The 21,398-nt window shown below is 34.5% G+C and carries 14 protein-coding genes and 15 tRNA genes; 27 read left to right on the top strand and 2 right to left on the bottom strand.

From position 1 onward, the window contains the following. Window positions 1-13 precede the first annotated feature (13 nt). The 14 genes from JFU18_RS12910 (at window position 14) to JFU18_RS12845 (ending at window position 1,324) form a co-directional block, all read left to right on the top strand. Window positions 14-88 (top strand) — tRNA-Glu (locus JFU18_RS12910). A 5-nt stretch (window positions 89-93) separates the two neighbouring features. After that, window positions 94-169: transfer RNA gene (locus JFU18_RS12905), tRNA-Val, on the top strand. A 24-nt stretch (window positions 170-193) separates the two neighbouring features. Then, window positions 194-270, top strand: a tRNA-Met gene (locus JFU18_RS12900). 57 nt (window positions 271-327) lie between these two features. Continuing rightward, window positions 328-404: transfer RNA gene (locus tag JFU18_RS12895), tRNA-Met, on the top strand. A 3-nt stretch (window positions 405-407) separates the two neighbouring features. Beyond that, window positions 408-483 (top strand) — tRNA-Asp (locus tag JFU18_RS12890). A gap of 9 nt (window positions 484-492) precedes the next feature. Further along, window positions 493-568 (top strand) — tRNA-Phe (locus JFU18_RS12885). Between the two features lie 14 nt (window positions 569-582). Beyond that, window positions 583-658 (top strand) — tRNA-Thr (locus tag JFU18_RS12880). A 10-nt stretch (window positions 659-668) separates the two neighbouring features. Next, a tRNA-Tyr gene (locus tag JFU18_RS12875) sits at window positions 669-752 on the top strand. Window positions 753-760: 8 nt separating this feature from the next. Continuing rightward, window positions 761-834: transfer RNA gene (locus JFU18_RS12870), tRNA-Trp, on the top strand. 19 nt (window positions 835-853) lie between these two features. Continuing rightward, window positions 854-929: transfer RNA gene (locus JFU18_RS12865), tRNA-His, on the top strand. 64 nt (window positions 930-993) lie between these two features. After that, window positions 994-1,068, top strand: a tRNA-Gln gene (locus tag JFU18_RS12860). Between the two features lie 5 nt (window positions 1,069-1,073). Continuing rightward, window positions 1,074-1,148, top strand: a tRNA-Gly gene (locus tag JFU18_RS12855). A gap of 14 nt (window positions 1,149-1,162) precedes the next feature. Continuing rightward, window positions 1,163-1,233 (top strand) — tRNA-Cys (locus JFU18_RS12850). A 9-nt stretch (window positions 1,234-1,242) separates the two neighbouring features. Next, a tRNA-Leu gene (locus JFU18_RS12845) sits at window positions 1,243-1,324 on the top strand. Window positions 1,325-1,533: 209 nt separating this feature from the next. Here the strand turns inward: JFU18_RS12845 and JFU18_RS12840 are convergent. Further along, complete coding sequence (locus tag JFU18_RS12840) at window positions 1,534-1,854, bottom strand: DUF3884 family protein (RefSeq protein WP_201032420.1); 321 nt, start codon at window positions 1,852-1,854, stop codon at window positions 1,534-1,536. 661 nt (window positions 1,855-2,515) lie between these two features. Between JFU18_RS12840 and JFU18_RS12835 the strand changes: the two genes are divergently transcribed. The 9 genes from JFU18_RS12835 (at window position 2,516) to JFU18_RS12795 (ending at window position 11,186) form a co-directional block, all read left to right on the top strand. Continuing rightward, window positions 2,516-3,235, top strand: a complete 720-nt coding sequence (locus JFU18_RS12835; protein WP_002113875.1) for a YebC/PmpR family DNA-binding transcriptional regulator — start codon at window positions 2,516-2,518, stop codon at window positions 3,233-3,235. A gap of 150 nt (window positions 3,236-3,385) precedes the next feature. Continuing rightward, complete coding sequence (locus JFU18_RS12830) at window positions 3,386-3,847, top strand: NUDIX hydrolase (RefSeq protein ID WP_085308983.1); 462 nt, start codon at window positions 3,386-3,388, stop codon at window positions 3,845-3,847. A 518-nt stretch (window positions 3,848-4,365) separates the two neighbouring features. Beyond that, entirely contained in the window at window positions 4,366-5,142 is a 777-nt protein-coding gene (locus tag JFU18_RS12825) for a transglycosylase domain-containing protein (RefSeq protein WP_002029649.1), read from the top strand. A gap of 186 nt (window positions 5,143-5,328) precedes the next feature. Then, a complete protein-coding gene (locus JFU18_RS12820; protein ID WP_002091101.1) occupies window positions 5,329-5,982 on the top strand; it encodes a DsbA family protein in 654 nt (217 codons plus the stop codon). Window positions 5,983-6,097: 115 nt separating this feature from the next. After that, window positions 6,098-6,171: transfer RNA gene (locus tag JFU18_RS12815), tRNA-Gly, on the top strand. Window positions 6,172-6,371: 200 nt separating this feature from the next. Continuing rightward, complete coding sequence (gene queG, locus JFU18_RS12810) at window positions 6,372-7,514, top strand: tRNA epoxyqueuosine(34) reductase QueG (protein WP_002115986.1); 1,143 nt, start codon at window positions 6,372-6,374, stop codon at window positions 7,512-7,514. 44 nt (window positions 7,515-7,558) lie between these two features. Beyond that, window positions 7,559-8,446, top strand: coding sequence for an amidase domain-containing protein (locus tag JFU18_RS12805; protein ID WP_201032421.1), 888 nt, complete (start codon window positions 7,559-7,561; stop codon window positions 8,444-8,446). A 58-nt stretch (window positions 8,447-8,504) separates the two neighbouring features. Beyond that, complete coding sequence (gene trmL / locus JFU18_RS12800) at window positions 8,505-8,993, top strand: tRNA (uridine(34)/cytosine(34)/5-carboxymethylaminomethyluridine(34)-2'-O)-methyltransferase TrmL (RefSeq protein ID WP_000538149.1); 489 nt, start codon at window positions 8,505-8,507, stop codon at window positions 8,991-8,993. Between the two features lie 123 nt (window positions 8,994-9,116). Then, window positions 9,117-11,186, top strand: a complete 2,070-nt coding sequence (locus JFU18_RS12795; protein ID WP_201032422.1) for a sensor domain-containing protein — start codon at window positions 9,117-9,119, stop codon at window positions 11,184-11,186. Here JFU18_RS12795 and JFU18_RS12790 read toward each other — a convergent pair. After that, window positions 11,179-11,322: a hypothetical protein gene (locus JFU18_RS12790; protein ID WP_201050316.1), complete on the bottom strand. Its 144-nt coding sequence runs from the start codon at window positions 11,320-11,322 to the stop codon at window positions 11,179-11,181. The two genes, JFU18_RS12795 and JFU18_RS12790, sit on opposite strands and share 8 nt — an antisense overlap. A 264-nt stretch (window positions 11,323-11,586) precedes the next feature. On the opposite strand from JFU18_RS12790, the gene JFU18_RS12785 reads away from it, so the two are divergent. The 4 genes from JFU18_RS12785 (at window position 11,587) to colA (ending at window position 21,199) form a co-directional block, all read left to right on the top strand. After that, on the top strand, window positions 11,587-13,482 hold the full coding sequence (locus tag JFU18_RS12785; protein WP_201034678.1) for a PrkA family serine protein kinase: 1,896 nt from the start codon (window positions 11,587-11,589) through the stop codon (window positions 13,480-13,482). Between the two features lie 448 nt (window positions 13,483-13,930). Continuing rightward, complete coding sequence (gene yhbH / locus JFU18_RS12780; RefSeq protein WP_002010376.1) at window positions 13,931-15,106, top strand: sporulation protein YhbH; 1,176 nt, start codon at window positions 13,931-13,933, stop codon at window positions 15,104-15,106. 127 nt (window positions 15,107-15,233) lie between these two features. Beyond that, a complete protein-coding gene (locus JFU18_RS12775; protein ID WP_201034679.1) occupies window positions 15,234-17,999 on the top strand; it encodes a leucine-rich repeat domain-containing protein in 2,766 nt (921 codons plus the stop codon). Window positions 18,000-18,301: 302 nt separating this feature from the next. Then, the gene (gene colA / locus JFU18_RS12770) at window positions 18,302-21,199 is read left to right on the top strand and encodes a collagenase ColA (RefSeq protein ID WP_201034680.1); all 2,898 of its coding nucleotides are present in this window, start codon (window positions 18,302-18,304) and stop codon (window positions 21,197-21,199) included. The last annotated feature ends 199 nt before the right edge of the window (window positions 21,200-21,398 follow it).

Here is a 21,398-nt window from a genome sequence, read left to right as displayed (position 1 = left end):
ATTTATAATTTTTGGCCCGTTGGTCAAGTGGTTAAGACACCGCCCTTTCACGGCGGTAACACGGGTTCGAATCCCGTACGGGTCACCACTTTTGGAGGATTAGCTCAGCTGGGAGAGCACCTGCCTTACAAGCAGGGGGTCGGCGGTTCGATCCCGTCATCCTCCACCATATAAATTATATGAATAATATTGTCGCGGGGTGGAGCAGTACGGTAGCTCGTCGGGCTCATAACCCGAAGGTCGCAGGTTCAAATCCTGTCCCCGCAACCAAACATTCTCGTAATGTGGTTGCTAACACTTATCATATAATTATATAAATAATATTATCGCGGGGTGGAGCAGTACGGTAGCTCGTCGGGCTCATAACCCGAAGGTCGCAGGTTCAAATCCTGTCCCCGCAACCAAATGGTCCCGTGGTGTAGTGGTTAACATGCCTGCCTGTCACGCAGGAGATCGCCGGTTCGACCCCGGTCGGGACCGCCATTTTAATAAGGCTCGGTAGCTCAGTCGGTAGAGCAGAGGACTGAAAATCCTCGTGTCGGCGGTTCGATTCCGTCCCGAGCCACCATTTTAATAAAATATGCCGGCTTAGCTCAATTGGTAGAGCAACTGACTTGTAATCAGTAGGTTGGGGGTTCAAGTCCTCTAGCCGGCACCATGTAAGTTTCGGAGGGGTAGCGAAGTGGCTAAACGCGGCGGACTGTAAATCCGCTCCTTCGGGTTCGGCAGTTCGAATCTGCCCCCCTCCACCATTTTACATAGGGGCATAGTTTAAAGGTAGAACTGAGGTCTCCAAAACCTCCAGTGTGGGTTCAATTCCTACTGCCCCTGCCAAATATATAAACACAACATGGCGGTTGTGGCGAAGTGGTTAACGCACCGGATTGTGGCTCCGGCATTCGTGGGTTCAATTCCCATCAGTCGCCCCATTTTTATTTTTTAAAATTACAAATAAAATAATGGATACTTACATATAATTAAGTAAAACTTCGGTGGGCTATAGCCAAGCGGTAAGGCAACGGACTTTGACTCCGTCATGCGCTGGTTCGAATCCAGCTAGCCCAGCCATTTTTGCGGAAGTAGTTCAGTGGTAGAATACAACCTTGCCAAGGTTGGGGTCGCGGGTTCGAATCCCGTCTTCCGCTCCATTTTAACTTCATATGGCGGCATAGCCAAGTGGTAAGGCAGAGGTCTGCAAAACCTTTACCACCGGTTCAAATCCGGTTGCCGCCTTTCTTTTATGCCGATGTGGCGGAATTGGCAGACGCGCACGACTCAAAATCGTGTTCCTTCGGGAGTGTCGGTTCGACCCCGACCATCGGTATCACGAACGGCTTAACATTAAGGCTCTACACTAATTGTGTAGAGTTTTTTTGTGTTTTCTTCACACTACAAAATAAGCACTAATAGTGCGTTGGGGTAGCGTGCGGTGAGTAAGTGACGAACTTTAGATACAGTTGGAAGAAACTATGAAGTATTAAAAGGATAAAATTTCAGTAGAATATTACATATATAAGAATTTTTTCGAGCACTCTAGAGAGAATCTCTCCACCCTGGTGACATGAAGTTAAATCCGATACCACCAGTTGAAATTACCACATTATCAGCTGGTAATTTCGTAATTTCCAAAAACTTCTTTTCAAACTCTTCTCTGTTGTACTTGTACATAGTTGAGTGGCACGACCATATTTGCGTTGAAGTACTCAACCAGTCCCCTAATTCCTTTAATTTAGGGAACGACTCAAAGTGAATTGGTTCATCTAATTTCATGAATCTCACTTGATAGATAGTTGGGTTTAGCTTTTCTCCTATCCCTTTAAGACCATGTGCTTTTTTCTCATTTGAATGTGTCATAATTACTCTCTCCCATCTTTTCTTCAAATTTTTTCCTATTTTAATTATACTGCAATAGAAAGTAATTAAGGAAATATTATGGGATTAGTAGAGGAATGAAAAGGAATAACTTTAGTTTGATAATGAATAATTCATAACATACTACATAACAAATCTTTAAAAGGACATGGCAGCTTTGCCCTGTTTCTTATTGTTTAGTGAGAAATAATAAAATAAATCATCACAGTAATAAATGAAATATGATAAATTTAATCAAGGGAGAGAAATGAAAGTAAAAGGTGTCAGTTATTTAATATGATTCCATTTTGGCTCCGTTTCATTTTAATTTATCATGTTTAAAGAAGCTCAAAATTTTTAAAATGCTTTAAAATAAAGGATTTTAAGGGTAGCACTCTATATAAATGTCACCTAAAAAGACCCTAACAGAAATGTTAGGGTTTTTTTGTTAAATTATGCTATGTGATTCTAAAATTCGTAATAAACTTAGGAATTCATGTATAATATAACTTGTCGAAAGAACAAAATGATAGTGATTTATATTATGTCTGTAATATGAATCAAAAATGAACTTTTATATTTCTTTTAAAAATGTGTTGAATACACATTATATTTCATATTAATATTTTTATGTAGATTTAAAATGGGAAAGAGAGTGGAAAGTATGGGTCGTAAATGGAACAATATTAAAGAAAAAAAAGCATCAAAAGATGCAAATACAAGCCGTATATACGCGAAATTTGGACGTGAAATTTATGTGGCAGCAAAACAAGGCGAGCCAGATCCAGAATCAAACCAAACGTTAAGAGTTGTATTAGAACGTGCGAAAACATACAACGTGCCAAGAACAATTATTGACCGTGCGATTGAAAAGGCAAAAGGCGGTTCAGAAGAAAACTATGACGAGCTTCGTTATGAAGGCTTTGGACCAAACGGATCTATGGTAATTGTAGATACACTGACAAATAACGTAAACCGTACTGCAGCAGATGTACGAGCTGCATTTAGCAAAAACAGTGGTAACATGGGTGTAAACGGTTCTGTCGCTTACATGTTTGATGCGACAGCTGTTATCGGTCTTGAAGGTAAAACATCAGATGAAGTTCTTGAAATCTTAATGGAAGCAGATGTAGATGCACGTGACATTCTAGAAGAAGAAGATTCTGTTATCGTTTATGCTGAACCTGATCAGTTCCATTCAGTACAATCTGCACTTAAAGGTGCTGGTGTTGAAGAATTTACAGTTGCAGAATTAACAATGCTTGCACAAAGTGATGTAGAACTTCCTGAAGATGCTCAAGTACAATTTGAAAAAATGGTTGATGCATTAGAAGATTTAGAAGATGTACAGCAAGTTTACCACAACGTAGACTTAGGGGAATAATATAAGACAGAAGACCCTTTCCTTTAACGGATAGGGTCTTTTTTTATGGAGTTAATTAAGGTGGTAAAGTATTAAAGGTATTTTGTAGCTGCTAGGGAATATGGTTAGAGGTTTGTATTTTAAATAATCGTATTTCTAGGAGGTATTTCTGTGGAGCATAAAACACCAAAGCATATTGTTGCCGTAGCAGGTTATTTAACAAATGAAAAGAATGAGGTGCTTTTAACGAAAGTGCACTGGCGAGCTGATACGTGGGAAATGCCTGGAGGACAGGTAGAAGAAGGGGAAGCGCTCGATCAAGCTGTTTGCAGAGAAATAATGGAGGAAACAGGATTAACTGTGAAGCCTATCGGAGTTACAGGGATTTATTATAATGCTTCTATGCATATTGTAGCTGTTGTTTTTAAAGTAGCATATGTTAGTGGTGAAATAAAAATTCAACCTGAAGAAATAAAAGAGGCTAAATTTGTTGCTTTAAACGAAGAGAACATTGATGAGTATATAACGCGTCCTCATATGAAATCAAGGACACTTGATGCGATGAAAGCAATGCATTTTATTCCATACGAAACATGGGAAGTTCAGCCATATAATCTTATAGGAAGGTTGTAAAGAAAAGGTTAGTTATTTGAGGACAGCTCAAATAACTAACCTTTTCTTTATGTATACTGTTTCAGAAAAAGGTCACAATAATAAAGTGTAGGCTAATAATTGGTGGAGGAAGCAGGACTACCACCTAATTTCCTAGCTATAGCCAAGTTTTGAGGGAGAAGACTTACTGCTTACAAATAGCGAGATTAGTATTGATTTACGGAACGTTTGTTCTGTATAATGGTAATATATCGTATATAATTAGATTGCTAGATGTTTAAAAGTATAAATGTATAAACTGATATAATAAAAGAATAAAGTGAAATTAAGGAGAGTCCTACTGCCTATAAATAGTGTGATAAACAAATGTATATTCAACATTTCATATGAATAGTAGATAAAAAGGGACTGTGATACAATACATTTTTACACCTTACAATGTTGTAAGGTAGGTGTAAGAGAAATCGATGGGATATTCTTTTATAACAAGGTATTCTTAAATTAAGAGTTATATGCTGTGTGGAAAAGAGGTGTTCGAGATGAAAGAACGAGTATTATCTAGAGTGAATTATCATCAAAAAGTTGCATTAAATCCATTAACTAAATTTCTTTATAAAGCCATTATATTATTATTATTGTTAAGTTTTGCATTATTATTCGTTGGAAATGTAATGATTGAGCGAAGTGATATTAGTAAATTACATGTACCTGCTAATTTAGAGGTGCCAGAATCATTAACACACGCATTTATTGCGACGGAAGATAAAAGGTTTTATCATCATAACGGTTTAGACTATATAGCGATTATCAGGGCGTCTATTGAGAATATAAAAGCTGGTGGTGTTGTGCAAGGAGGAAGCACGATTACACAGCAGTTATCTAAAAATGCTTTCTTATCTAATGAACGTACATTTTCCCGTAAGTGGAAAGAAATTTTTTATACGAAAAAGATTGAACGTACATTCACAAAGGATGAGATATTAAAATTGTATGTAAGTAATATTTACTACGGAGAAGGCGCATGGGGGATTGAAAAAGCAGCAAACCTTTACTTCGGTAAAAAAGTGGATCAATTAACACTGGCTGAAAGTGCAATGATGGCTGCTATAGTAAAAGCACCGGCTTATTACTCACCTGCACAAAATTATGATAAAGCAGTTGAGAGACGGAATGTAGTTTTAAGGCTAATGGAGAAAGAAGGGTATATAAATCATGATGAATATGTGCAAGCAGTTAGTGAGAAATTAGTAATTCGCCATGATATAAAAACAGAGCAATCCATGTTAAAAAATGCCCGTGAAAAAGCAGTAAGTTAAAAGAAGTTCCTACATAGGAGCTTCTTTTTTTAATAATTTGTGACAAAAGGCGACACAATATTGTCACAAACGTTGTATTTTTGTAATTTATGTGAGCGTGTTCATTGCGTGACCTATGTAAGTATTGATATTATGTGTATTGTGTACAATGATGTATACAGAATATGAAATTAAAGAGGAATGTATATGAAATCATCAAACAAACTCATGGCTCTTGGTATAGTTTTTTCTATCGCAGTATTGATTGTAATCGGAACGATTGTGTATAGCATCATAAATGACAAGAAAGATAAAGGGAATGAGATGTTTGCTTATTCTACGCAACAATCTTTAGGGAAAGATGATGCTCCAGTTAAGGTAGTTGAATTTGGAGATTTTAAATGTCCAGCTTGTCGTACTTGGGATGTAACAGTATTACCACGATTAAAAGAAGAGTATATTGATAAAGGTAAAGTGCAGTTATATTTTATTAACTTCCCGTTTATCGGAAAAGACTCTGATTTAGGTGCAGCTGCCGGTGAAGCAATTTATAAACAAGATCAAGATTCATTCTGGATTTTCTATGATGAGATTTATCAAAATCAAAAGAAAGATACGGAAGAATGGATTACAGAAGAATTACTTCTTAATATTGTGAAAGAAAAGCTTCCGAAAATTAATGTAGAACAGTTTAAAAAAGATTTACACAGTAAAGAAATGAAAGACAAAGTACGTAAAGATTCAGATCGTGCTCAAAAATTAAAAGTTCAAGGTGCTCCTTCAGTATATATAAATGGGAATCTTGCAAACCCTGATTTCGATAGTATGAAGAAGGCGATTGATAAAGAATTGAAAAAGTGATGAGGTATCTCATCACTTTTTCGACTTTTTTCGATAAATTTCTTGCTTCGATTTTTTTTACATGCTATACTACTTTACATAAGTTATTTCAATATCTTATATTTTTTTCATATTTGCGGGTGTAGTTTAGTGGTAAAACAAGAGCCTTCCAAGCTCTGGTCGAGAGTTCGATTCTCTTCACCCGCTCCAAATTTTATTTAATGTTTTTCTAATAAATTGTGATCAACGCAGTGTTTCGTTTCTAAGATAAACGAAGCATTGCGTTTTTTAATGTTTGAAAATCATAATTGTATGCGAAAATAGAAGTGAAGAATATTATTCCAAAAGTGAATTGATAACCAATATAGTCGTTACATAAGGGATGGATTCATCGGTGGAGGCGATTGAAAATGGACTTTGAACAATTAAAGCAAGATGTAATTGCGTATAGTAAAACGATTGGTATAGATAAAATAGGTTTTGCCAGTGCTTCACCATTTGAGGAATTAAAGCAGCGTCTAATCCAGCAACAACAATTGAATTATCAGTCTGGATTCGAAGAGCCTGATATAGAGAAGAGAACGAATCCACAGCTATTGTTACCTGGTGCGAAATCAATTATTGCGATTGCTTTAGCATACCCTTCAAAATTAAAAAATGCACCATTAAGTAAACGAGGGGAACGACGTGGGATTTTTTGCCGTGCTTCTTGGGGCCAAGATTATCACCTTGTTCTACGAGATCGTTTGCAAAAGTTAGAGGCGTATTTAATCGAAAAGCTGCCGGATATAGAAGTGAAGTCAATGGTTGATACAGGGGAGCTAAGTGATCGAGCTGTTTCAGAGCGTGCCGGTATTGGATGGAGTGGTAAGAACTGCGCTATTATTACGCCGGAATTTGGTTCGTATGTATACTTAGGAGAAATGATTACGAATGTTCCATTCCCTCCTGATCGACCAATAGAAGATCAATGTGGAAGTTGTACGAAATGTATTGATATTTGTCCTACAGGTGCTTTAGTACAAGGCGGGCAGTTGGACTCGAAGAAATGTATTGCATTTTTAACACAGACAAAAGGGTTTCTGCCTGAAGAATATCGCGATAAAATAGGAAACCGTATATATGGATGTGATACGTGTCAGACTGTTTGTCCGAAAAATAAAGGAATGGATTTTCATAACCATCCTGAAATGGAGCCTGACCCTGAGTTAGTTAAACCGTTATTAACACCACTTTTAACAATTAGTAATCGTGATTTTAAAGAGAAGTATGGAATTATGTCTGGTTCATGGAGAGGTAAAAAACCATTGCAACGAAATGCTATTTTAGCACTTGCACATTTCAAAGAAACAGCAGCAATTCCTGATTTAATCGGTGTTATGAAAGATGATCCAAGACCAGTACTTCGAGGAACAGCAGCATGGGCACTTGGGAAAATTGGTGGAGATGGAGTAGGAGAAGCGATTGAAAAAGCGATGGAACGTGAGAAAGATGAAGAGGTTCTTCATGAAATGAATCGTGGACTTGAATTGTTAGCACAGAAAAAAGAGTAGATAATATCTCCCTTTTTCATATTGTAATATGGGAGGGAGACGAAATGGTTGTAAAAGCGAATATTGAAAAGCAAGTGCAACAGTTTTTAGCATATATAACAGAGAAACGAACAGATGTAGACGGTATTGCAGTAGATTTGTTACAAATGGTACAGAGAAAGAAACAATTGTTTCAAAAGCGTAGTGCACATATAGTGAAAGCAACTGCAGATATTTCTTTCATTAGACAATTAAATAGTAATGAGCATCAAGAAATTGATTATCAAATACACTTGAAATATTTAATTAGGCATAAAGAATTATTTTATATCGAAGAGGAACAATTAAAACGACGAGTTTGTTTGAAAAATAGTTGTATAATAGATGATTATGCTCTTGAAGTGTCAGAAGAAATAGAAATAGGTGAAACGTTAGAACGGGAAGTCACGAAAGAAAAATACGGTTCATATCAATATAATCGTTTAGAGGCAGTGAAATATGCAGAGCGTTGGTGGGATGATCGCAATTCTGCATACCGTAATTTTCCGGATAATTGTACAAATTTCATTTCACAATGTCTGCACACTGGAGAAGTACCGATGAATGGACATCCTAACATTCGTAAAGGGTGGTGGCAAAGGGGAAACCAGTGGAGTTGGAGCTGGGCTGTAGCACACTCTTTTTATTGGTATTTGTCAGGTGCTACAACAGGGCTTCGAGCAGAAGCAGTAGAAAGGCCAGAAGACCTTATTCTTGGCGATGTAATTGCGTATGATTTTGAGGATGATGGTAGGTGGAATCATACGACAATTGTAGTAGCAAAAGACGCAGATGGTATGCCGCTTGTAAATGCACATTCAGCGAATAGCCGCAGGCGTTATTGGAACTATGAAGATTCTAGTAAATATACACCACAAATGAAATATAAATTCTTTCATATTATTAATGGGTAGAGATTTTTCGTTCAAGTGGTATAATACGTAGTAGATAAAAAATAGAGGTGAATATCGCGTGGGAGTACATGTTGTTTTATATCAACCAGAAATTCCAGCAAATACAGGAAATATTGCACGTACTTGTGCAGCAACTGGAACAGAATTACATTTGATTAGACCGCTTGGATTTTCAACGGATGACAAAATGTTAAAGCGTGCAGGATTAGATTATTGGCAGCACGTAAAAGTTACGTATTATGATTCAATCGAAGAATTTTATGAGAAAAATAAAGATGGTGAATTCTTTTATTTAACAAAGTATGGCGAGAAAGCTCATACAGCATTTGATTATAGCAAACGTGAGAAGGATTACTATTTCGTATTTGGAAGAGAAACAAATGGATTACCAGCTAATGTAATTGAAGAAAACTTCGATCATTGTTTACGTATTCCAATGACGGATAAAGTACGTTCATTAAATTTATCTAATACAGCAGCAATTTTAATTTATGAAGCGTTCCGTCAACAAAATTATCCAGGATTAGATTTAGAAATCGTGTATTAAAAGTCGCCATTTGGCGGCTTTTTTATTTTTAAAAAAATATGTAATCATACATTTTAAAAAAGGTACATATTCATATAGAATGAGATATATGAATAAAAATAGATAAGACGGGTTGAGATAAATATGAAGGAACAATATAATAATCAAAATACCTTTTTAAGTATGATAGATATGGATTTAGTAAGACAGGGATTGTTACATGCTATTCAAGATTTAGTGTTTATTGTGAAAGTTATTGATGATGAAACTTTTAAATATATTTATGTGAATAAAATAGGAATGAATCACGCCAGGCTAGGGAAAGAATGTTATGGGAAAACTTTTGCAGAAGTATTACCAGAAGATACGGCAAGGTTATTGCAAGGACAATATGCAAAAGTAATGAGAGAAGCGAGAGCAATTACATTTTGTGATGTAATTAGTTTGCCAACTGGTGATATACATTATGAATCTTCACTTAATCCAGTATGCGATGTAAATGGAACATGTCAGTTTATTATTTGTATTACTAGAGATATTACAGCACAGGTTAAGAAAAAAGTGGAAATAGAAGAAAAACAAATGTTATTTAAGTCATTACTAGAATATAATAATGATTCCATTATATCTGTAGATTCTATTGGAAGAATTACATATGCAAATCCAGCGACTTATGAAATTTTTGGGTATCGATATGAAGAGTTAAAGGACCAATTTATTTGTCAGTTTATAAATAAAGAATATGAAAAAACTTTTCAAATTATATTTAAAAATGTTTTACAGGGAAGAGCAAAACAAATTGTTGCAAAGAAATATATTCATAAAGAAGGATATGAACTTTATATTTCCGTGAGGACAATCCCCATTATTGTGAATAGTGAAATCGTCGGGGGGTACATTGTTACGAGAGATGTTACGAGGCAAGTATTAAATGAGATGAAAACAGAATATTTAGCTTACTTTGATCAGTTAACGGGGTTAATGAATAGAATATCATGTACAAATAAGCTAAATGAATTTTTAGCTGAGAATAAAGAATTCGCATTGGTTTTTATAGATTTGGATGAATTTCACCTTATTAATGATACATTTGGTCATAAAGAAGGGGATCAAGTCTTAAAAAAAGTTACTGAATGCTTACGAGACCTAAAAATAGAAGATATGCATTTATTTAGAGAACATGATGATCAATTTGTTATGTTAATAGAAAATATAACGAGAGAATACGTAGAGGAAGTTGCACAAACAATATTAAAAAAAATTAGTGGGCATTTTGTAATAGAAGAAGAGGATGTTTATTTGAGTGCATCAATTGGGATTGTAATGGCCCCAGAAGATGGAATGGATGAAAAAATGCTTTTCCAAAGAGTCGACGCAGCTTTGGAAAAAGCAAAGGAAAAAGGAAAAGGGTATTATCATTTTTATTGTAGTGGATTAGATTGTGAACGTGAACAAAGGTTTATAATAGAAAATCAGTTACATCGTGCTATAGAGAAAAATGAATTTTCCCTCTATTATCAACCTCAAATTAATATTGAAACGGAAAAGATATCCAGTATGGAAGCCTTAATAAGGTGGGAGAATAAGGAGCTAGGTTTTGTCTCGCCCAATCAATTTATCCCACTTGCTGAAAGAACAGGGTTTATTATTAAACTTGATGAATGGGTAGTACATCAAGTTTGTGAACAGATACGTGAATGGTTAAATAAAGGATATGTGGTTGTACCAATCGCAGTTAATATTTCAGCTAAACATTTTCGCTCTATTACATTAATAGAGATGATTACACGTGCTTTAAATAAGTACAACGTTCCCCCTCATTTATTAGCAATAGAAGTTACAGAAGGGGCTCTTATACATAAAGATGTATCAAAAAGAGTGTTATTGCAGTTAAAAGAACAAAATTTAAAGATTCATTTAGATGACTTTGGAACGGGATATTCATCTTTAAGTTATTTAAAAACATATCCGATTGATACGTTAAAAATTGATCGTTCTTTTATGGAAGGTATATATAAAGATGAAAGAGATACGAATATTACGGCTGCAATTATTAATTTAGCACATACTCTAGGGTTAAATGTAATTGCAGAAGGAGTAGAAAAGGCGGAACAAATACAGTTTTTAAAGGAAAAGAATGTGAAAATCGTACAAGGTTATTTTTATAATCGCCCTTTATCGATATACGATGTGGAAAATATTTATTTTAAATAGTGTATAAAAAACAAGAAAAAAAGTGATGTGCTGAAAAGCACATCACTTTTTTTGTACCTGGCTTATCGTTATAACCAGATGTGAAAATAGCTGTAAGAAATGTGAGTGATACACCTAAAATTAATAATAACTTCATACTAATTTCCCCTTACTTTTTCGGTTGACGAATCCTATTTGTGAATCGAAATGTATGTACGGTTCCCAGAAGAAAAGAATTTATTTACAATGAATAGCAGCGTGAAAATTTTAATACCTTTATTATACAGAATTTTCTTTGAATTTTGGAGAGAATTTTATAGCGCTATTATATATTTCGTTTTGATTTAAAGAATGTTTAAGGACATCCTAGCATACCTTTTATAATAATCCGATTGAACAAGGAGATGGGGGAGGAGCTATAATGGATATTCTAAAGAAAATTGAACAATATCGGGAAGCAGAAGAACGTTTACAATGGGAAGGTACGTTTGCGGAGTATTTGGAGCTTGTGAAAGAAAGACCATGGGTGGCTCAAACAGCACACTCTCGCATTTACAATATGATAAAAGATGCTGGAATTGAAGAAGTTGATGGTAGAAGAAAATATAACTTCTTTAGTAATCAGCTATTTGGATTAGAGGATGCTTTAGAACGCCTTGTGGAAGAATATTTTCATCCATCTGCAAAACGATTAGATGTTAGGAAACGTATTTTATTATTAATGGGGCCTGTTAGTGGGGGGAAATCAACATTAGTTACGATGTTGAAACGAGGATTAGAAACATATTCACGAACAGATCGTGGAGCGATTTTTGCAATAAAAGGATGCCCAATGCATGAAGATCCACTTCATTTAATTCCACAGCATTTACGGAATGATTTCTTTGATGAATATGGAGTAAGGATTGAAGGGAATTTATCACCATTAAATGTTATGCGTTTAGAGCAAGAATATGGGTCAAGAATTGAGGATGTAGTTGTAGAGCGTATTTTCTTCTCTGAAGATCGCCGTACAGGAATTGGTACATTTAGTCCTTCTGATCCAAAATCACAAGATATTGCCGATTTAACAGGTAGTCTAGACTTTTCTACAATTGCAGAATACGGTTCGGAATCAGATCCTCGTGCATATCGATTTGATGGAGAATTAAATAAGGCGAACCGCGGCATGATGGAATTCCAAGAGATGTTAAAATGTGATGAGAAATTTTTATGGCATTTACTATCGCTTACACAAGAAGGGAATTTTAAAGCAGGAAGATTTGCGCTTATTTCAGCAGATGAATTAATTGTAGCGCATACAAATGAAACAGAGTATCGTTCCTTCATAGCAAATAAGAAAAATGAAGCATTGCATTCACGAATTATTGTAATGCCGGTTCCATATAATTTACGGGTTAGTGAAGAAGAACATATTTATGAAAAAATGATTCGTGAAAGTGATGTGTCCAATGTTCATATTGCACCGCATACACTTCGCGTTGCAGCAATGTTCACTATTTTAACTCGTTTAAAAGACCCGAAGCGTCCAGATATTGATGCAATTAAAAAGATGCGTTTATATGATGGAGAAACGGTAGAAGGATATAATACGATTGATGTAGAGGAACTGCAACGCGAATATCAAGATGAAGGTATGAAGGGGATTGACCCTCGTTATGTCATTAACCGAATTTCTTCTACAATTATTCGAAAAGAGGTACCATCTATTAATGCACTAGATGTACTGAGATCGTTAAAAGACGGATTGGATCAGCACCCGTCAATTAGTAGTGAGGACCGAGAGCGCTATATGAATTTCATCTCATTAGCGAGAAAAGAATACGATGAAATTGCTAAGAAAGAAGTACAAAAAGCATTTGTTTATTCATACGAAGAATCAGCTAAGACACTTATGGATAATTACTTAGATAACGTCGAAGCATACTGCAATAAATCAAAATTACGTGATCCGTTAACTGGTGAAGAAATGAGCCCAGATGAAAAACTTATGCGTTCGATTGAAGAGCAAATTGGAATTTCAGAAAATGCTAAAAAGGCATTCCGTGAAGAAATTTTAATTCGCATTTCTGCTTATGCACGTAAAGGGAAACGCTTTGATTATAATTCACACGAACGTCTTCGTGAAGCGATTCAGAAAAAATTATTTGCCGATTTAAAAGATATAGTGAAAATTACAACATCAACGAAAACACCAGACGAAAATCAGCTTAAGAAAATCAATGATGTTGTTGCATGCTTAATTGATGAGCATGGCTATAATTCTTCATCTGCGAATGAATTGTTACGATATGTAGGTAGTTTGTTAAATCGATAGTTTGATAACAAAACGCTGTCTCTTATTCTTGGGGCGGCGTTTTGTTATCTATTGATATCTGTAAAAAATGTCATAGCTTGTCCGAATATAATAAATTAAGATGCGATTTTATGAATTTCTTGTCAATTATTTTTACAATATGCATATGATAGAGTAACCAACCATTCATACAAAAAAGCCAACACAATACAATATGTTGCAAAACGAAAATGTGTGCAACAATGCATTGTGTTTCTTTCTTATCAACGGCTGAATGTTTCTTTCTATTATGTGAGTGGCAAAATTTTGTTTAGGATGCTCGGAGTATTGTATGAAAAACGCTATATATGTTTATGGGATGATTTTCGATGAACAGTTATTTTTCAAATATTCTAGTTACGCACACTAGAAAACAAAATTATAGATTGCTGTTCATAGGGGAAGACAATTACAGTAAGGAGGGAAAGGAATGAGCGAAGAAAACCAACCAAATTACACGATTTCACAGGAAAACTGGTCCCTCCATCGCAAAGGATATGACGACCAACAACGCCATCAAGAAAAAGTGCAGGAGGCAATCAAAAATAATTTACCAGACCTTGTAACAGAAGAAAGTATAGTTATGTCTAATGGCAAGGATGTTGTGAAAATACCGATTCGTTCTTTAGATGAATATAAGATTAGATACAATTATGATAAAAACAAACACGTTGGGCAAGGAAACGGTGACAGCAAAGTTGGTGATGTTGTTGCAAGAGATGGATCAGGTGGTCAAAAACAGAAGGGACCAGGAAAAGGGCAAGGGGCAGGAGATGCAGCTGGAGAAGATTATTATGAAGCAGAAGTCTCAATTTTAGAATTGGAGCAAGCGTTTTTCAAAGAGTTAGAGCTGCCTAATTTAAAGAGAAAAGAAATGGATGAAAACCGGATTGAACATATTGAATTTAATGATATTAGAAAAACAGGATTATGGGGAAATATTGATAAGAAACGGACGATGATATCTGCATATAAACGAAATGCAATGCGTGGTAAAGCATCTTTCCATCCAATTCACCAAGAAGATTTAAAGTTCCGTACTTGGAATGAAGTGTTAAAGCCAGATTCAAAAGCCGTTGTATTAGCGATGATGGATACGAGTGGATCGATGGGGATATGGGAGAAGTATATGGCACGTAGCTTCTTTTTCTGGATGACAAGATTTTTACGCACAAAGTATGAAACCGTAGACATTGAGTTTATTGCTCACCATACGGAAGCAAAGGTCGTCACAGAAGAAGAGTTTTTCTCAAAAGGGGAAAGTGGCGGAACGATCTGTTCTTCTGTATACAAAAAAGCACTTGAGTTAATCGATAATAAATATTCACCAGACCGTTATAATATTTATCCATTCCATTTTTCAGACGGTGATAATTTAACTTCGGATAATGCTAGATGCGTAAAGCTTGTGGAAGAGTTGATGAAGAAGTGTAATATGTTTGGGTATGGGGAAGTGAATCAGTACAACCGCCACAGTACGCTTATGTCAGCATATAAAAATATTAAAGACGAGAATTTCAGATATTATATTTTAAAGCAAAAAGCAGATGTATTTCATGCGATGAAGAGCTTTTTTAAAGAAGAATCAGGAGAAAAAATGGCATAACCCCTTGTAAAGGGGTTATTTTTTTGTAAACTTTTTATTTTTTAGTTGACAATGATAATGAAAATCATTATCATTTATTCGAGAAATGATTACATTTCGATTTATATATTTTGGAGGAGATGTAAAGTTGAAAAAAACTAAAAGAAAACATATAAATGCGATGATTATCGCTGCGGCGTTATCACTTCCATTTGCTACGTATTCAACGCCTGCTTTAGCAGCTGTAGCAATTGAGGCGAACAAAACTGGACATGCTTTAGAAGATGGTACATATGATGCTGTTATTAAAGCGTATAAAGATAAAACGAATGAAGAGTCTATGGCAGCTGTTTATATAAAAAATCCTAAATTAACTATTGAGAATGGGAAGAAAATTGTAACGGCAACGTTAAGTGATAGTGATTTCTTCGAATACTTGAAAACAGAGGATATTGATACTCCTGGTGTATTCCATGATGTAAAAGTCATATCAGAGGATAAAAAGAAAAATGGGACGAAGGTTATTCAATTTGAAGTTGGAGAATTAGGAAAAAGATATAATATGCAAATGCATATTTATATTCCGACAATGGCCTATGATAATAAGTACCAGGTGCAGTTTGAAGTAAATGCATTAAATCTAGAAAACAATGTTCCAAAAGATCAAAAGGAAAATAAAGAGGATAAAGTGGATCAACAAGATGAAAGTGCAAATGTAATAGTTGATAAGAAATTACAACAGCATATTAATAAATATAATTTAGAGAGAAAAAATATAAATGAACCTATAACGAAGGAAGATTTATTAAAAATTAAAACATTATCCATATACTCAGGTGAGGGGATAAATGAAATAGCTGGTTTAGAATATATGACAAACTTAGAGAAGTTGACATTAAGAGAGTCTAATGTAACAGACATATCTGTTATCTCGGGATTGAGACATTTGAAATATTTAGATTTATCCTCTAATCCAATTGAAAGCATTCAACCCGTTTCTAAGCTAGAGAATCTTGACATGCTCTTTTTAAGAGATAACAAAATTGCAGATCTTACACCGTTAAGTCAAATGAAAAAGATTAAAATATTAGATTTAATTGGTAATAATATAAAGGATCTTACACCATTATTTACAGTGTTATCGTTAGAAGAAGTATACTTAGCAAATAATCAAATTAGTAATCTTTCGGGTATTGAGAAGTTAAAGAATGTGAAACTACTATGGATAGGAAATAATAAAATTAGCGATGTTGAGCCTATTAGTAAAATGAGTAATCTTATTGAACTAGAAATTGCTGATAGTGAAATAAAAGATATATCATCATTATCTAAATTAGTAAAAATACAAGTATTGAATTTAGAAGAGAATTATATCTCTGATATATCGCCACTGAGTAATTTAACAAATTTACATGAGATAAATCTTGGAGCGAATGAAATTTCTGACATAAAGTCTGTTGAGGAATTGGGTAAGCGAACTTCAATAGATATTCAAAGACAAAAAATCTTTTTAGATGAAGCAAGCGTAGATGAAGAAATAAAAATTCCAGTATACAATTTTAAAGGAGAGCCACTTCAAAATATTAAATTGAAAAGTGAGGGGGCTACGCTGAGTAACGGATTTATAAAATGGAATAGTCCTGGAGAAAAAATATATGAATTTAAACTAGATACGAATTCTGCTGAAAGTAAAATAAGGTTTAATGGGATGGTCGTACAGAATATAGTTGAAAAACAAAAAGAAAGTGAAAATTTGATTCTTGATAAAACTTTACAACAACATATTAATAAAGAAAACTTTGGTAGAGAGAATCTAAATGCCCCTATAACAAAAGAAGATTTATTACAGATTAAAACATTAGAGATACTTAAAGAAAAAGGAAAAGAGATAAAAGATCTAACTGGTTTAGAATACATGACGAACTTAGAAAACCTCACTTTAGAAGGAGTAGGGTTGAAAAATATTGAGTTCATTTCAAACTTGAAACAATTGAAAGACGTGAATGTATCTCATAATAAAATTGAAGATATAACGCCGTTATCTTCATTGGAAAATTTACAGTGGTTAAACCTTGCGGATAATCATATTAAAGATGTATCAGTTCTTGGTTCAATGTTAGACCTACTCAGTTTAAAATTAGCTGGAAATGAGATTCGTGATGTAAGGCCGTTAATACAATTAGGTCAATGGTTTTCAATTGATGCCGGAAGACAAAAAATCATTTTAAATGAAGCGAAAGTAAATGAAGAAATTCAAGTTCCGGTATATGACTTAGAAGGAGAAACTATTGAGAATATTAAACTAACAAGTGAGGGTGGAACGTTTAATAACGGAGTAATGAAATGGAGTACTCCAGGTGAAAAGGTATATAAATTTGATTTAGATTCGGATGAAACTAGTATAAGCTTTAACGGAACAGTTATCCAGAATATAGTTGAAAAAGAAGAAGTGACAGAACCAACAAAAGAAGTTGAAGAAATAAAAGAAGAAGTAAAAGAGCCGGTAAAAGAAGTTGAAGAAATAAAAGAAGAAGTAAAAGAGCCGGTAAAAGAAGTTGAAGAAACAAAAGAAGAAGTAAAAGAGCCGGTAAAAGAAGTTGCAGGTACAAAAGAAGAAGTGAAAGAACCGGCGAAAGAAGTTGCAGGTACAAAAGAAGAGGTAAAAGAATCAGCAACTGGATTGGATCAAGAGCCAAAAGGGAATAATCAAGTTGGTCCAGTAAAAGTGGTAGGACAAGAGAGTGCGAAAGAAAAAGATTCAAATAAACAGCATGCTAATAAGCAAGAGGAAAATCAGAAGTCTTTAGCAGCAACTGGTGGTCAAGCTAACACACCGACCTTACTTTCTGGATTAGCACTTGTTCTTTCAGCATTAAGTATGTTTGTATTTAGAAAGAGATTATTTAAGAAATAGATAACGTTTTATCTTATTATTATATAAAATAATTATATAAGTTTTTGAGAAGCCCTTATTATAGCAATTTCATGTTGAAATATGCTTATGATAAGGGCTTTTTGAATAGGGGAAGGATATTAATACGAGGATGTTTCGATTGCTTAAATAATGGAGCAACTGTAGCGGAAACTGTAAGGCCCTTTCGTTCACTATATGTTCAAAATGTATGAAGAAATAATATGAAATATTGCATTTTATATCATTTTATCCAGATAATATGTTAATTTTTTGAATGGAATATATAAATAGGGGGCAATAATATGAACAAGAAATCAAAGATCAATAAAGTGTTGCTTAGTATTAGTACAATGGCTCTATCGCTCGGAGCAATTCAAACGAATGTATCAGCAGAAGAAAAGGTACCGTATAATGTATTGCATTCGAAACCAGTCGGAATTGAAAAACCAGTAGATGAGATCGGACACGCTTCTAAAGCCGAGGAAACATTATCGTTTCAAGAACGTTTAAAAGTAGGAGACTTTTCACAGCGACCAGCATCTATTATGAAGAGTTCAGAAGTAAAGCAAGTTAAAGAAAGCTATTCAATGGCTGATTTAAACAAAATGAATGATCAAGAATTAATTGAAACGTTAGGCAGTATTAAGTGGCACCAAATTACAGACTTATTCCAGTTTAATGAAGATGCAAAAGCCTTTTATAAAGATAACGGAAAAATGCAAGTAATTATAGACGAATTAGCTCATAGAGGTAGTACATTTACGAAAGATGATTCAAAAGGAATTCAAACGTTTACTGAAGTGTTACGTTCAGCTTTTTATCTTGCATTTTATAATAATGAATTAAGCGACTTAAATGAAAGAAGCTTCCAGGACAAATGTTTACCAGCGTTAAAAGCTATTGCGAAAAATCCCAACTTTAAGCTTGGAACAAATGAGCAAGATACAGTCGTATCTGCATACGGAAAATTAATTAGTAATGCATCAAGTGATGTTGAAACGGTGCAATACGCATCGAATATTTTAAAACAATATAATGATAATTTTAATGCATATGTAGACAATCGTATGAAAGGACAAGCTGTATACGATATGATGCAAGGCATTGATTATGATATACAGTCTTACTTAAATGAGGCTCGTAAAGAAGCGAATGAAACGATGTGGTATGGAAAAGTAGATGGGTTTATTAATGAAATAAATCGTATTGCTCTTCTAAATGAAGTAACGCCAGAAAATAAATGGCTCGTTAATAATGGAATTTATTTTGCTAGCCGATTAGGGAAGTTTCATAGCAATCCAAATAAAGGATTAGAAGTTGTTACACAAGCAATGCATATGTATCCACGTTTAAGTGAACCGTATTTTGTTGCAGTAGAACAAATTACAACAAACTATAAAGGGAAAGATTATAGCGGGAATACGGTAGATTTAGAGAAGATACGTAAAGAAGGAAAAGAGCAGTACTTACCAAAAACGTACACATTCGATGATGGGTCTATTGTGTTCAAAACAGGAGATAAAGTATCAGAGGAAAAAATTAAGAGATTATACTGGGCAGCAAAAGAAGTAAAGGCACAATATCACCGTGTAATCGGTAATGATAAGGCTTTAGAACAAGGTAATGCAGACGACGTATTAACGATAGTAATCTATAACACTCCAGACGAATACCAGTTAAATAGACAATTGTATGGATATGAAACAAACAACGGTGGAATTTATATTGAAGAGACAGGCACATTCTTTACATATGAGCGTACGCCAGAGCAAAGTATTTATAGTTTAGAAGAGCTATTCCGTCATGAGTTCACTCATTATCTTCAAGGGAGATATGAAGTTCCTGGTTTATTTGGAAGAGGAGATATGTATCAAAATGAAAGATTAACTTGGTTCCAAGAAGGGAATGCAGAATTTTTCGCAGGATCTACTCGTACAAATAACGTTGTACCAAGAAAGAGCATAATTAGTGGATTATCATCTGATCCTGCAAGCCGTTATACAGCAGAGCGTACACTATTCGCTAAATATGGTTCTTGGGATTTCTATAACTACTCGTTCGCATTGCAGTCTTACTTATATACTCATCAATTTGAAACGTTTGATAAAATTCAAGATTTAATTCGTGCGAATGATGTGGGAAATTATGATACGTATCGTGAGACTTTAAGTAAAGATTCTAAGTTAAATAAAGAGTATCAAGAGTATATGCAGCAGTTAATTGATAATCAAGATAAGTACAATGTGCCGGAAGTAGCAGATGATTATTTAGCTGAACATGCACCAAAAGCATTAACAGAAGTGAAGAAAGAAATTAGTGATATGTTGTCTATGAAAGATACAAAAATGACAAAGCATACATCTCAATTCTTTAATACATTTACATTAGAAGGTACGTTTACAGGTAGTGTAACAAAAGGTGAGTCAGAAGATTGGAAAGCAATGAGTAAAAGAGTAAATGAAGCTTTAGAACAATTGGCGCAAAAAGAATGGAGTGGCTACAAAACTGTTACAGCATATTTCGTCAATTACCGTGTGAATAGCTCTAATCAATTTGAATATGATGTAGTCTTCCACGGTATCGCAAAAGATGACGGAGAAAATAAAGCCCCGACGGTTAATGTAAACGGACCTTATAACGGGCTTGTAAAAGAAGGAATTCAATTCAAAAGTGATGGGTCAAACGATGAAGATGGAAAAATCGTTTCTTATTTATGGGACTTCGGGGATGGAAGTACAAGTACAGCAGTTAATCCAGTACATGCATATGAAAGAGAAGGAACTTATAAAGTAGCGTTAGTAGTAAAGGATGATAAAGGAAAAGAGAGTAGAAGCGAAACAACTGTTACAATTAAAGATGGAAGTGTAACAGAATCAGAACCAAATAATCGTTCAGAGGAAGCAAATCGTATTGGGTTAAACACTACTATAAAAGGTAGCCTTATCGGTGGGGATCATACCGATGTTTATACATTTAATGTCGCATTAGCGAAAGATATCGATATTTCTGTTTTAAATGAGTATGGAATCGGGATGACATGGGTACTTCACCATGAATCAGATATGCAAAATTACGCAGCTTATGGTCAAGCTAATGGAAATCATATAGAAGCAAAATTTAATGCAAAACCAGGCAAGTATTACTTGTATGTATATAAATATGATAATGGCGATGGATCGTACGCATTATCAGTAAAATAAGTGCTTTTCCAATGTATGTTTAACTTTACTTTTTGTGGAAAATAGTATATTATATAGATATACAATATATCGGTTATTTACTAGGAGGAGCCTGTCACAATAGGTTTCTCCTGTTCTTTTTTAGAGACCTGTCTTACAGGTTTTTCTTTAAAAAGTAAATAACTGAAAATTAAGAACGATAATCTTTGAAAGAGGTGGG

The organism is Bacillus sp. TH22 (genome assembly GCF_016651015.1).
GTDB classification, from domain to species: domain Bacteria; phylum Bacillota; class Bacilli; order Bacillales; family Bacillaceae_G; genus Bacillus_A; species Bacillus_A mycoides.
This window is presented reverse-complemented; position numbering and strand designations above follow the sequence as displayed.